8 protein-coding genes are annotated in these 14,236 nt (G+C 51.7%); 2 read left to right on the forward strand and 6 right to left on the reverse strand.

Going from position 1 to position 14,236, the window contains the following annotated elements:
• Nucleotides 1–119: 119 nt before the first annotated feature.
• Nucleotides 120–1,076 carry a galactofuranose ABC transporter, galactofuranose-binding protein YtfQ gene (gene ytfQ, locus RTP97_RS06390; protein WP_312212493.1) on the reverse strand — a complete coding sequence of 319 codons (957 nt, stop codon included), beginning with the start codon at nucleotides 1,074–1,076 and terminating at the stop codon, nucleotides 120–122.
• Nucleotides 1,077–1,385: 309 nt separating this feature from the next.
• On the opposite strand from ytfQ, the gene ppa reads away from it, so the two are divergent.
• Complete coding sequence (gene ppa, locus RTP97_RS06395) at nucleotides 1,386–1,916, forward strand: inorganic diphosphatase (RefSeq protein ID WP_103818593.1); 531 nt, start codon at nucleotides 1,386–1,388, stop codon at nucleotides 1,914–1,916.
• A 90-nt stretch (nucleotides 1,917–2,006) separates the two neighbouring features.
• Here ppa and RTP97_RS06400 read toward each other — a convergent pair whose 3' ends face one another.
• Genes RTP97_RS06400 through tamA form a run of 3 tightly spaced genes read right to left on the reverse strand, consistent with a single transcriptional unit; the run spans nucleotide 2,007 to nucleotide 7,860 of the window.
• Complete coding sequence (locus RTP97_RS06400) at nucleotides 2,007–2,351, reverse strand: gamma-glutamylcyclotransferase (protein ID WP_103818594.1); 345 nt, start codon at nucleotides 2,349–2,351, stop codon at nucleotides 2,007–2,009.
• Between the two features lie 2 nt (nucleotides 2,352–2,353).
• A complete protein-coding gene (gene tamB / locus RTP97_RS06405) occupies nucleotides 2,354–6,130 on the reverse strand; it encodes an autotransporter assembly complex protein TamB (protein ID WP_312411976.1) in 3,777 nt (1,258 codons plus the stop codon).
• Entirely contained in the window at nucleotides 6,127–7,860 is a 1,734-nt protein-coding gene (tamA, locus tag RTP97_RS06410) for an autotransporter assembly complex protein TamA (RefSeq protein WP_312411979.1), read from the reverse strand. The genes tamB and tamA overlap by 4 nt, the downstream gene beginning before the upstream one ends.
• A 210-nt stretch (nucleotides 7,861–8,070) precedes the next feature.
• On the opposite strand from tamA, the gene msrA reads away from it, so the two are divergent.
• A complete protein-coding gene (gene msrA, locus RTP97_RS06415) occupies nucleotides 8,071–8,715 on the forward strand; it encodes a peptide-methionine (S)-S-oxide reductase MsrA (RefSeq protein ID WP_312411982.1) in 645 nt (214 codons plus the stop codon).
• Nucleotides 8,716–8,783: 68 nt separating this feature from the next.
• On the opposite strand, the gene RTP97_RS06420 is transcribed toward msrA, so the two are convergent.
• Nucleotides 8,784–9,929, reverse strand: coding sequence for an RHS repeat-associated core domain-containing protein (locus tag RTP97_RS06420; RefSeq protein WP_312411985.1), 1,146 nt, complete (start codon nucleotides 9,927–9,929; stop codon nucleotides 8,784–8,786).
• Nucleotides 9,930–9,970: 41 nt separating this feature from the next.
• Entirely contained in the window at nucleotides 9,971–13,933 is a 3,963-nt protein-coding gene (locus tag RTP97_RS06425; RefSeq protein ID WP_312411987.1) for an RHS repeat domain-containing protein, read from the reverse strand.
• Nucleotides 13,934–14,236 lie beyond the last annotated feature (303 nt).

A 14,236-nucleotide genomic window follows, 5' to 3' on the forward strand; every position in this document is an offset into this window, starting at 1 on the left:
CACAGCATCCTGTAGGCCGGATAAGACGCCTGCGTCGCCATCCGGCGCGGCATTGCCTGATGGCGCTACGCTTATCAGGCCTACAAAACCATGTTTACCATGGCCCATGACGCTCAGGCTCAGTAACCCATATTTTTCTTCTTCTCGAGCTCTTCTTTCGCCGTATCCGGCAGGTAGAGCGTCGATTTGGTCATGGTCATTTTTTCAGGCTGGGTGCCATCTTTTTTGAATTTCTCCAGCGCATCAAACGCCGGGCCAGCCATATTTGGCGTCAGCTCGACGCTGGCGTTGGCTTCACCGTCAATCATCGCTTTGAAAATATCCGGTACGCCGTCAATGGAGCCGGTCAGAATATCTTTGCCTGGCTTCAGACCCGCCTCTTTAATGGCCTGAATGGCACCGATCACCATATCGTCGTTATGGGCGTAAACCATGCAGATGTTCTTGCCGTTGTTCTCGGCTTTAATAAAGCTCTCCATGACTTCCTTACCTTTGCTGCGGGTAAAGTCGCCGGACTGGGAGCGAATAATTTTAATGTTAGGTGCTTTGGCGATGGCGTCAGCGAACCCTTTTTTACGGTCAATCGCCACGCTCGCCCCTACCGTGCCCTGCAACTCAACGACGTTACACTGCTTATCGCCAACGGTTTTAATCAGCCACTCACCAATCAGCTGGCCCTCGAGCACGTTGTTGGCGGTAACGGTGGTCATATAGAGCGACTTATCTTTCACATCAATGGAACGGTCGAGGAGGATCACCGGGATCTCCGCGTCTTTGGCCTCTTTCAGCACCGGCTCCCAGCCGGTCGCCACTACGGGAGCAATAAAGATGGCATCCACCCCCTGGGCGATGAAGGAGCGCACCGCCTTGATCTGGTTCTCCTGTTTTTGCTGACCATCGGCGACTTTCAGCGTAATGCCGCGTTTTTCGGCTTCGCTTTTCGCGACGTTGGTTTCAGCGGCACGCCAGCCGGACTCGGAGCCGACCTGCGAAAAACCGACGGTTAATGGGGCTGCCATTGCCATAGACGACATGGCTGCTGAGACTGCTGTGACCAGAAGTAAGCGCTTCCACATAATAACGTCCTCGTAGGGGTGATTATTGTTTGGCTAAAAGATGTTCGCGAAGAGACTATAGCGAATGGAATATGTAACGAATTGCGTTACATCACACTTCAAAAAAGTAAATAAAACGTTAATCACAAGTTTGTAATCGCTTTCATTTAGCTATGAAAAATGCGGCTGAGGTTATGTACTTTTCGGTCATGTGAATGGTCTGAGAAACGCGCGATTGGTACGGGGAAAGCGAAAACAGGCGAAGACTTTCAGCGTGAGTTGGCTATAATACCCGGCACTTGTTTGCCACACATTTTAAAGGAAACAAACATGAGCTTACTGAACGTACCGGCGGGTAAAGATCTGCCAGAAGACATCTACGTTGTTATCGAGATCCCGGCGAACGCCGATCCGATCAAATACGAAATCGACAAGGACACGGGCGCGCTGTTCGTTGACCGTTTCATGTCTACCGCGATGTTCTATCCGTGCAACTACGGCTACATCAACCACACCCTCTCCCTGGACGGTGACCCGGTTGACGTGCTGGTCCCGACCCCGTACCCGCTGCAGCCGGGTTCAGTGGTTCGCTGCCGTCCGGTTGGCGTGCTGAAGATGACCGACGAAGCAGGCGAAGATGCCAAGCTGGTTGCGGTTCCGCACACCAAGCTGAGCAAAGAGTACGATCACATCAAAGATGTGAACGACCTGCCAGAGCTGCTGAAAGCGCAGATCACCCACTTCTTCGAGCACTACAAAGATCTCGAGAAAGGTAAATGGGTTAAGGTTGACGGCTGGGATAACGCCGATGCGGCGAAAGCTGAAATCGTGGCCTCTTTCGAGCGCGCTGCGAAGAAGTAAATCTCTCCCCGCAGTAAAAACAGAAACACCGCCCTAACGGCGGTGTTTTTTTTATGGATAAAACAGCGCCACCCGAAGGTGGCGCTGCTGTTAATCCCGATCCCTGTCTAACCAGTTCCCGGTCTCTATCCGCGTGTGTTCATCCACCGAAAGCTGGTACACATACATCCATGCACTGCCGTACGGTGTCTGAATCAATTGACGCTTGTACTCTCCACCTGCGGTGCGGAGCTCATCCAGCTCGGCCAGGGTCTCGGCGTCAATACGGTAAACCTCACCCAGCACCTGGCCCGGACCGGGCACCGCACCTGGGTAGTGCCCCAGACTGTAGAGTTGATAATCCTCAACGCTGTGATCGCCCAACCACTGAGCGTTAGTCATCCAGTGACTGTTACCTTGCTTGCGTCGTAAACTGCCGTAAACAAATATTCGCATTGCTAAAACTCAAACTGATAGAGCAGATCTAGTGCCTGGTCTACGCCAGACACCGCTTCCAGATATAGCTTAGGCATCAGGCGATAGCGTAACGTGAGCGTCGCCAGAGAGTCAAAAATACCCACGCCATACTTCACCTGCAATCCCGGCAGAACATAGCCGCTGACCACCACCTGGGAGGAGTCGCCTACGCCCTGCGTGTCCAGTGCCAGATTGCTAACGCCAAAGGTCTCGCCGATTCGACCCACAACCTGTCCGCTCTGGGCAACGCCCAGGCCCACCAGCGCCGACGTCATCGCTGCGCTGTCGCTCTGCGTGCTCTCCAGCCCCTGGCCGCGAAGCAAGTAGGAGAGCGCCTCCTGTTGCGACATCGCCGGGTCAGAGAAGATCTCCGCCTTCGGTTCGTCGGCGGTTCCGGTCACACGCACACCGGCAATCACGTCGTTTTCAGTGGATTCCGGGTTACGGATCGCTTCGATGTTAAGCAAAGGTTGATCCGGCGGACCCGAGAACAATAACTCACCTTTGCGCACAATCAAATCCTGACCGTACGCGTGGAAGCGTCCTTCGGGAATATTAATCTGTCCGTTTAATCCAAGTCCTTGTTTATCCTGAGCAACTTTAAGATCGCCCGTTAAGCGTGCTTTTAAGCCAAACGCGTCCAGACGCACGTTATTGCCTACGTGGACGGTCAAATTACTGTTAATCGGGATGCTCGCGGTCTGCGGCTCCTCCGGCTGCAGCTGGCTATTGAGCATCACTTCGTCACTGGAGACCCCCACCGCGCTCTCTGGTACTTCGTGAACCACAATACGCGCCCAGGGCACGTCAATGCTGCCATCGAGGGTGAAGAGCTGCGGCGTGGCTTCGAATACCACATCCGGAGAGGCATCCAGGCGTACCATCGGTGGGACGGTAATGCGTACCCGGCTGCCCTTCGCCGCGATACGCGCGCGCCAGTTGTCGATCTGACTCCAGTCGGCGTTGCCGCTCAGGTTAATTTCACCCTGCCGGGTGCGAACCACCCCTTGTAGGGTCGAACTTTGGCCGTTGAAGTTCATCGCCAGCTGGCTGGGCTGCATATCAAACGGCATAAAGTTGGCGTCGATATCTACGCCGTTCAGCCCCATCTGGCCGAACAGCTGCGGGCTCTGCACGTTACCCGCCAGCCGCAGGTTGGCATTGAGGGTTCCCGCCGCCTTCTCACCGCGCGAGAAGATGGCGTTGATCATCGCGATAGAGAAGTTGCGGATGTTGACCGTACCGCCGAGGTTACGCTGACCCTGCGGATCGGTCACCTGCACCTGGCCGTCAAACTGGCCGTTGTTGGTCAGGCGCATCATCCAGCCGAGATCGGCCCGGTTGTCGCGCAATTTCGCATTGAGGTTGAGCGTATCGAACGCCACCCGCAGCGGCGCATCGTTGACGGTCTGCGTCACCCGCACGTTACGCCCGGCCAGAGTCACTTCACCCTGCGGCAGGCCTGGTTTGGTGGTATCCCAGCTCACGTCCGCCCGGCCGCTGAACGATCCGCTGGCCTGGGTAGTCTCTGGCATAAAGGGCTTCAGCATCGCCAGGTCGAAGCGGTTCAGGTTAACCACCGCTCGCCCCTCTGCGCCTGCGTCCACGGTCTGGGGTACGCATAGCTCGGCGTTGGGGTTCGTCCAGCAGTGCGGCCCGATGCTTACCTTCTGCTCCTCGCCGCGGTAGTCGAGGGCAATGGCGCGGTTCAGCGACCACGGCCCGACCGGGGTAGCAAAACGCGTATCGCTCAGGGTGCCCTTCCAGCGCTGGTTGGCCCGGTCAAAGCTGCCCGCCAGCCGCAGCTGGCCGGAGACCGGCTCGCCCTGCGCCCGCAGGTTCAGCTCGTGCTGCTTTTCGCTACCTTTGGCATCCAGGGTGACCAGGCTCAGATTGACGCCCGGCTGCACGATGCGCTCTACGCGAGCGGTGAGGTTACCGGCGATCTGATCGGTGGATTTCACATCGCCCTCAACGCGTACGCGAGCGATAGAGAGCTCCTGCCAGCGCAGGTTATTGGCGGTGATATCCGCCTGTACCTGCGGCGCATCCACCGTGCCGCGCACCTTCACTAATCCCTTCGCCGTGCCACCTAAGCCCGGCAGAGCGTTATCCAGCCCCGGCGCGTCGATGTTGGCATCGAGATTCAGCGCCTTCACGCCCAGCTCGCCTTTGACGTCGGCGCTGTTGCGCCCCAGCTCAAGGTGCAGCCCTGGTACGGTCCACTGCATATAGCTGTTGCCCTTGAGCGAGCCGTTCACATTTACCCTGTTGTTCTTGACGTTGCCGGTGATTTTCATCTCCGGCACTTCCATCTGCCAGCTGCCGCCGTAGAGGCTGCCGCGCGTTTTAATCAGGCCGTTGAGCTTCGACGGCCAGTCGGGCACCTCTTTAGCCGTATTGATGCCGTTGAGGGTTAACTCTCCACGCCAGCTAATCGCCTGCTGCCAGTCAAGCAGCGCCTTCAGCTCGGTTTTCCCCTCCAGCGCGGCGATGGTCAGCTTGTCGAGGTTAATCTGCTGCTCGTTGCCTTTCGCATCCAGCGTGATGGTCGCAGGCGGAACCTGCTGCCCTTTCACCGCCGTGCGGAACGAGAGCGTATAGTCGGTCATCTTGCCGCTCAGCTTCAGGCGCAGATCGTCTGCCTGGTACTGCCGCTCACCGGTAAAGGGCCAGTAGAGCTGTTCGCTGATGATGTCCAGGTTCAGGGGTAGCCCCGCCTCCGCCAGCTGCGTCCTCGCCCGCAGCACCATGTCCACCGGGCCGGAGAGATTAACGCCTACATCAAGGGTCTCGCGCAGCGCGCCACCCACTTTCAGCTTCACCTTCTCGCCCTTGAGTGGATCGACGTTAAGGGTGCTGTTAAGCGTGATATCCACCGGCCAGTTGTTGCTCAGCTGTGCCGTGCCGCTGGCGTTAACCGTGCCCTGGTTAGAGTCGATATCAAGGGTGTCGAGGGTGGTATTGCCATCAATGCTGCTTACCTTCAGCAGCATATTACGCACCAGAATGTCGGTATCACCGGTAAGACGCAGCTGCTCGCCGCGAAACTCTTCGATATTGAGGTTAAGCGGCAGGTGGACGTCGGTCATCTCCGGCAGCACCGGCTTAGAGAAGAGATCCTTCAGCGTTTCACCGAGCGGCTTCTCCTCAGGCTTCGGCTGCTCGATCTTCGGCTCGACGATCTGCTCCTGAGCCACGTCAGCCACCTTCGGCAGGGCAATCAGCAGCCCCTGTAACGACGTTGGCTTAACGGTCAGGTTTTTCTCCTGCCAGTTCAGGCCGGTAGTGAAATCCATTACCGAGAAGGTGGTGTTATCGATCTTGATATTGACGTTGTTCAGCGCCACCCGGCTAAGGGTAATCGGATACGGGGTGGAGAGATCGAGCGGCCCGCTATCCTCCTCTTCTACCTGAGCGGCAGGCGGCATTTTGGTGCTATCTACCGTCACGTTAATATCTTTTAGCGCCAGATCGTTAACGCACAGGCTGCTGTCCCGCAGGCAGGCAAGCTTTACCGCAAGATGGATCTCGCCGGCGTTAACCGCCACGCCGGGTTGGTCATAGCGAATATTACGCAGGGTCAGATCGCGCCAGCCGCCGGTGACCTGGCCAATCTCCAGCCCCGGCACCCAGCGGTTGGCGGCCTTGAACAGAATATGCAGCCCGCTGGTGGTGCCCACCAGAAACGCCACTGCCCCCAGCAGCAGCACAATAAACACCACCACGCCGAGGCTTATCTTCTTCCATAAACTCATAATTCAGGCCCCAGACCGATGTAGAACTGTAGATCGTGTTTGTCGTCGTCCGCGATGGGCAGAGCAAAGTCGAGCTTCACCGGCCCGACCGGCGACTCCCAGCGCACGCCCACGCCCGCGCCGGTTTTAAAGTCGCTGCGCCGGATGTCGCTCACCGCCTCGCCGCTGTCAACGAAGGCCGCGCCCCACCACTTGCCGGTGACGTTATACTGATACTCCAGCGAGCCGGTTGCCAGCTTCGAGGCCCCCTTCAGCTTGCCTTCCTCATCCTCTGGTGAAATCGATTTGTACTTATAGCCACGGATGCTGCGATCGCCCCCGGCGAAGAAGCGCAGATCCGGCGGCACCCGGTCGAAGTCGCCGGTTTCAATCCAGCCGAGGTTGCCGCGCACGACAAAGCGATGGCGATCGTAGAGGGTGCGGATCCAGACGTTCTGCGCCTGGAATACGGAGAAGTCGACGTCGGAACCCCAGGCCGTGTTGGAGTAGTCAATGGAGTAGCGCTGGGAGTCGCCCCAGGTGGGCATCAGGCCGCCACGAGAGCGGGTCCGGCTGATCATCACCCCTGGATAGAGCAGCATCGTGGTGTTGGTCACGCTCCCCTGGGTAAAGTGATCCAGGCTCCAGCGCAGGTTAATGGCGCGCTGCCAGCCGCTGGAGAGATCCCAGTAGCGGGAGAGCGCCAGGGTGGTGGAGTCCGCCTCGGTATCGTTGAGATCGGTACGCTTAAAGCCGCCCTGCACCAGATAGTACTGCTCCAGCGGGTTTTTCAGCAGCGGCACCTTGTAGCTAAAGTCGAGCTGCTGCTCCGGCGCCGAGATGCTGGTGGTGGTGGTAAAGCTGTGGCCGTAAGAGTTGATCCACGGCTTGCGCCAGGTGGCTTTCACGCGCGGGCCGACGTCGGTGGAGTAGCCTACCCCGGTCTCTATCGTATTCTGCGTCCGCGGCGAAACCACGCCGTGCAGCGGCAGCACCTTGGTCTTGCGGGATTTTTCAAACTCTGGGGCAACAATCACCGAGTTAAACCAGCCGGTGGCAGAGAGGCGGCGGTTCAGCTCCGCCAGATCTTTGGTCTGGTACTCGTCGCCCTCCTTAAAGGGCACCAGGTTTTGCAGATACTCGTCGCGGATCTGCGAGCCTTCAAAGGTCACCTTGCCGAAGCGGTAGCGCTGCCCGCTGTCGTAGTCGATATCCCAGAACGCCTGATGGCGGTCAAGGGCGACACCCAGCTGGCTTTTGTTGAAGGCGCTGTCGAAGTAGCCTTTGCGCAGCGCCACGCTGGTAAGGCCCTTCTTAAAGCTGTCGTAGTCGTTGTGATTCAGCACCGTGCCGATCGCCGGACGGGTCTTTAGCAGATCGAGGTAGTCACTGTCGGTACGCGCCCCGCCGCGCAGGATCACATCCGTTCCCCCTACGCGCACAGGCGTGCCGGGCGAGACGCGGGCAATCAGTACCTGGCGACCTTTCGCCGGCGGTGGACGCAGTTCAAAATCGATGGTGGGCTCATAGTAGCCCAGCGCTTTTAATCCATCGCGGATAGCATCATCAACGCGGGCGCGGAAACGCTGGTCCGCCGTTACTTCGTCGCTTTCAATGGTTGAAAGCTGGGCGCGGACGTTTTTTTGCAGCGCACCCGTTAACCCCTCCACCTGCAAACGAACGTTTGCCGCTAAGGCCGTCCCGCTTGCCAGCAGCAGAGTGGCAAAACCTATCAGTCGGATGTGTGGCACGTTCTCTCCTGAATATCAGGCTTCCTGAGGTAAGGAAACCGAAATGCCGCTCCCCGGCTTAACAAATTCCCACCTTAGTGGGTTGAAAAATGGCTGGCTAGCCCAATATTTCTTAATGTTTAAATCTAGCCGTATTTGCAGCATTTATTGTGTTCAATTCAACGCTGCGTTACAACCTCGATCACATATCTGTTCCTGGGAGGCCCCACCGTGAGTCTATTTGATAAAAAACACCTTGTTACTCAAGCGGATGCATTGCCAGGACGCAATACACCCATGCCGGTTGCCAGCCTGCATGCCGTTAACGAACACTCAATGACCAACGTTCCCGAAGGAATGGAGACCGCGCTGTTTGCGATGGGCTGCTTCTGGGGCGTGGAGCGCCTGTTCTGGGTGCTGCCTGGCGTCTATAGCACCGCAGCAGGCTATGCTGGCGGCTATACGCCGAATCCGACCTATCGCGAAGTGTGCTCCGGCGAGACCGGTCACGCTGAAGCCGTGCGCGTGGTCTATGACCCGAGCGTAATTAGCTACGAGCAGCTGTTGCAGGTCTTCTGGGAGAACCACGATCCGGCCCAGGGCATGCGCCAGGGTAACGACCATGGCACCCAGTACCGCTCAGCGATTTATCCGCTGACGCCGGAGCAGGAAACGGCTGCGAAAGCGAGCCTGGCCCGTTTCCAGGCGGCGATGCGCGCTGCCGGGGACGATCGTACCGTGACCACCGAGATCAAAACCGCTGGCCCGTTCTACTATGCCGAGGACGATCACCAGCAGTATCTGCATAAGAACCCGTACGGGTACTGCGGTATCGGGGGAATTGGGGTGTGCCTGCCGCCGCAGACGATGGGTTGATAGAATGTTTATATGAGCAACCCTCCTAAGGGCTGCTCATTCGATATTTTTATTTTATCAAATTAACATTATGCATTAGATGACGTCAAATTGCCAAGAGACGGATGCTTATAAAAAATACTGTTCAGAGTAGATGAAATAGAAGTGCTGGCATGTTCACGAATAGTACCAAGGTGAGGCTTCACTTCCTTCAGATCATTATAAAAAGCATTAATATTACCTCCGAAGCTTAGGCCTAAATTGGTATAACCCAGTGCTGATGAGGCACGTGATAACTTACGGGCGACGTCAGGGTTTTTAGCCTCCACAGCTTTGCTGGCAATCGCTAATACCGTAGATGAAACAGCAAATGAACTGTTTATTAATTGATAAATAATTTTTGTTCTACTTCTTTCTATTCCCATCAAGGCCCCTTCACGCGCTTCACTGCCAATAAAAGAGTTAAACGTATCTATAAAGACTATACTTAAATCATCTGAGGAGGTATTGGTCGCTTCTGCAACCCTGTCAGCCGCTCTTAATAGCATGTCTCTTATTCTATTGCCAAAGCGGCTTTCTGATTCGAACTCGTAGCTAAGATCTACAGAACCTCTGTGCCCTTCCAGGGAAGATGTACTATCAATAATATTTTCAAAGGAACTATATAGAGATGTGACACCGTTAATTATGCCCAGCCCAAACGAAGCATTTTGTAGTTTAGCAAAAACCTGGGGATTACTATTTTCTTCAATACGCGCAGCAATATCAACTACGTTTTTTGTAACTTGTGTACCATAGGTCAGGGCACCTCGCGTTGTTTTTACAAGCACAGTAGCCAACGCCTCTGACGTTTCTGCTGCGAACAAATGCTTGAAAAGAGAAGTTAAGCCACCAATAAACAATCTTGTTAAGATCCCATGACCGCTCGGGTCAGTAAAGTTTACCGGGTCATTTTGACAATAGGCATAGGGGTTTATACCACCCACGCCAAAGGGGCTTTCACTATCAGGACAGGTAAAGCGCATTAAAATTGGATTATAGCTGCGATAGCCATTACCCAAATGTGAAACGCCTGTTAAAGGATCCTGACGCTCACCATTAAAGCCTGGAAGTTGGTCATTTTTTGGATTGTCCACAGCGCCAAATGCAGAGTAAAGAGAGATCTGTTGACTACTGCCATCATAAGCTAACAGCGTACTATTAGTCTGGTTGGTACCAAGTAGTTGTAAAGACATAAATTATACTCCAGTGATTGAATATATCTTTGATAATATTCTTACAGCTGCTCATGGCTAACGGCAGCATTACCTGCCAGGCCAGTGATAATCCGGTCCTGCTGTTGCTCGCTTTGGCGAACTTGGTTAACCAACTGAGAGCCCCTATAGTAAAGGTACTGCTCCTCACTATTTACTAACTGATAAACAAGATTGTTCAGAGCGTCATAGCCATAGCCTGCTTGCGTACCGTCAGCTGTTTCAATGTTAAACAAGCGACCTGACGCATCATAAGTTAGAGTACGGCCCGCTTCATCACACTTCAATCGCCCATCATCGTAGTAAGCTAAATTAATCACTGGCGGATACGCAGGGTTACCGCTGTGATTAATAGTTGTAAGCTGAGTAGGATCGCTACTATTTATATAGGGATTGGCAGTAGAACCATCACTATTTATATAGATAAATGTCGCGGTATCAGTCATGTTTTCGTTGTTTACCGTAATACAGGTTTTAATATTATTCAAACTATCATATTTAAACTCTTGTGAAATAAACGCCTGTCCGTAACCGTCTTTTGGCAGGACACTGCCGCTGCACGTATGCAACTGGAGTCTGTTACGGGAGTCATACTTGTATTGATTATCGCTAAGCATTTCTGCGTCCTGCTCAATAGTAACACTGGCAACCTGGTTATTTTCATAATAGCCGGTCGTAATAGTAATGACCTTTCCATTATCAGGCGTAATTTTTCGAATATTTTCGCGGTTAAAATCGTCATAGAAAATTTTTGTTTCAAGGGTCGCTTTCCCGTTTACTGATTCTGCCTTTTGCTGATACAGCCGCACAAAATCATCATAGGTAAAGCTCACTGTGACAACAGGATCGCTAATTTGCTGGGGTTTAGCTACTTCCTTTCCAGAAAGATAATAATTTAACCACTGTATATTACCTGCAATATCAGTATAGCTTACTGGTTTACTTAACACGCTCCATGTATAAGATGGTGTTTTATCTCCAATATCATTTGACACAGTCTCAGTATCAATTTTACCCGATGCAAACCAAGTGTACGAGTTAACTTGCTGTCCAACTTCAGTTACAGTATCAAGCAGCCCACGATTTTTAAAATAGGTGTATTGCTGTTCCGATGTAAGATCGCCATAGCTTGCAGTAACATTTTTTAAAGCATTGCTCAATTTTGGTTCGTACGTATACTTAAATACCCTTTTTAAACTATCGGTAAAAGTATTAGGCTCCAGAGCATTGTTGATATAGGTATAAACTTCATAGCGTCCACCAATGGTCGTGTTTTGTACACGGCCCAAGCCATCTATTGATCGTTCACCTACCTTATAAAGGGTTCCGTCCTTGTCTGTAACAGTAATGCACTGAACAATATCAAGGCTAAATTGTGGTGCATACTTTTTGGTTACAACCGTGCCGTCGGCATAAGTTGTTTTGTTGACTCGGTCAAAATCGTCATATCCAAAAATAACGTGATTGTCCATCTGATCAACAGATTCGCGAACGCGTTTAAGTCCATCATAATAATAGAGCGTTCTACTATATTCATTACCTTTTGCATCAAGATGGATAACCGAATCAGGTGCAGACGACTCATTTAAGACAGCTTTACTATGGGACGAAATATCACCATTTTTAGCAAGAACATATCGGTCAATGGCATTTTCAACATGTAGATATTGCATTACCCTTGTTTGATAAATGCTATTTTTAGGATCATCGATATCACTAAAGAAGCTCTTTGCACATGATTTCCCCCATTCATCGAATTGATTCTTTATATTGACCACAGCAACCTGGACAGATCCTGAGCTATCAATATAGCTATCAGAAATACTTTCGAACAAAAAACGGCCAAGCGTATCGTAGCTGCGTGTTAATACTGTAGAAAAATCTTCATTGATCTGTTCAGACGCGCTCTTGTCAATAGAGATGACCCGGCCAATCGCATCGTGACTAATACGAGTAATGTTATCATCATGATCAGTAATTGTTGTACTAAGAACGGGATCGTTACTGTCGACTGACATCATATATTCAATACGGGTCGTCATTTCATAATCACTATCCCCCTCATTTTTTACCATACGACAAAAACGTCCAGCGGGATCATAGTAATAATTATGCGGCGTATTTAAAAAATCTGTCAGCGCTATTAAATGCCCAGATAAACAGGATCTTCTCATTGAACTAAATAACTGATAATTATCAAAAGTGGTTATTTCCATATCGCTCTGTAGAATATTATCTTCTACAGTATAGGTATGCGCCTGTGTGGTAACATACTCTGTAATTGAGTTCGAACCTTTGGTTGAGGAATCTACACTATAAACCTTTGTGTTTTTAATATGAATGAGACCGTAGCTGCTTTTGGAAGCACTGTCTGAATAGTATTGCGTATCCAGCGTTGTCAACGGCTGCTTGTCATCGCCAGCTAATTTCACCATTGATTCTTTAACCTTAACAATGCTAGTTGTCATAGGCCGATCGGCCAGCGCTGCGAGCGAGTCGTAGCGGTAGTAGGTTACCCGAGTAGGAACATCATCATAATCCGACGGTGCGGGCGTGACGGTTTTACTCTTCATTAAATTAGCAAAGCCATTAGCATCGGCAGGACAACCGGTGTAGCCATCAGCACTGTCCGCTTCCCCATCAGCGCTGTAGAACGCGTAGTCCGTTTGCATACCATCGGGATCGATTTGCTGGGTGAGATTACCAAAATCATCGTACTGGTACTGTGTGAGTTCATTACGTGAGCCGCTGCTGTCACGCCACGTTAACGTTTGAGTTAGCGGATATTGATACTGGGCAGGCAGTTCGTCAAAAGTAGTATTGGGATTATCCTCTTGCCACGCGTCAGCGTAATAGTAAGTTTCGGCAGCGTAGTATGTATCGCCCTGAACGACTTCCATTTTGCTCAAAAGATGGAAATTGTTGTAGGTATAGGTTGTGACAATCTCCTGCCCATCACTGTCGGTTTGCGTCAGGATAGTCGAGTAGAAATAGTCCTGCCCAATCAAAGTAAGAGAGTAGTCAGTCGAAGGATCCCAGCTACCGCCCTGTGGGGCGTCATATCCCAGGTAATTAGGAAAGCCCTGAGTCGAATCTGGTGTATATGTTGTAACCATATCCGGCTGGCCAAAGCCAGGCGAGATAACCAGTTCCGTTACCGCAGGTAACGCACCCTGTCCTGATTCGGTGGGAAAGAGCATTAGCCCGTCCGTTAACCCATTATTATAGGTGACAGTTTTTAGTAAGCCGGTAATTGACTTAGTTTCATATAGCGTCAAAAGACCATTGCCCATACCGATATCAGTATAATTATATTGCCAATCACCTTCGGGCAGCCCTGAGTGGGAAATATTAGTGAGGTAGCCATTCTCTTTAGTTAGCGTAAGCGTATATTCTTCAGTGGAGCCGGGATAGAAGGTTAACGTGCCGTAATCATGATCGAACTTTAAAAGAGTGACGTTGCTGTCATCACTAATAGAGCCAAGTACCCAACCCCGAGAGGTAAACACCCAGTCAAAGTTTAAAGAATATCCCAGCGGGGTATACATTTTAATTGGAACAAATAGTCCCTCATCATACTCGCTTAAATCAGTGACGCTGCCATCATGCTCCGTTACCCGATAACCGGTGCTCCCATCCGCGACAGTTGACTGGATAAAATCAAATGTGCGCATTTTATTTTGTTCAACAAAAGGTGGGTTTGTCGACGTATTCACCTTGTAACTTTCACCTGATGCTAATGAAAGCTGTCCACTAGAGGCATCATAAATAGTCAGCGCTAACTGTATTCCTATACCCAAATCAAAATAGTCAACGTTGGTAGTAGCAGAATAGCTAATAGAAAAAGTAAACTCCGGCCCCATGGCATTATTACCAATAAGTTGTCCCAGAGAGTGTTGAAAGCTAAACAGACGGGTTCGTGGATCCACGTCCTCAGACGAGGCGCTAACAAAATTAGGCGTTTGGGAGTAGTAATTTGAACTCATGACGATACCTCAGCAATAAATTGATTATTAATAAGGAGACTCAGCCTGACTTTTATAAATCTAGTTGCTTTGTTTTTTTAATAAAGCCCCATTTTTAGCGGGCTATGACTGATATTTGGGCTAATTAGATTAACGCCGCGCGTGCTCGCCACTGTTTAAACCTTGTACTGACGGCGCTGGCAGGCCTCCCCCGGCTTACGCTATACTAGGCGCGGGATCGCCGGTCCACTCGCGGTAGATCGGCGTTTACCTGATGTATTACATGGATTTTCAACCTTCCCTTCTTGAGGATCTGGCCGATGG

Origin of the sequence: Pseudescherichia sp. (genome assembly GCF_031998825.1) — a bacterium.
Classification (GTDB): domain Bacteria; phylum Pseudomonadota; class Gammaproteobacteria; order Enterobacterales; family Enterobacteriaceae; genus Pseudescherichia.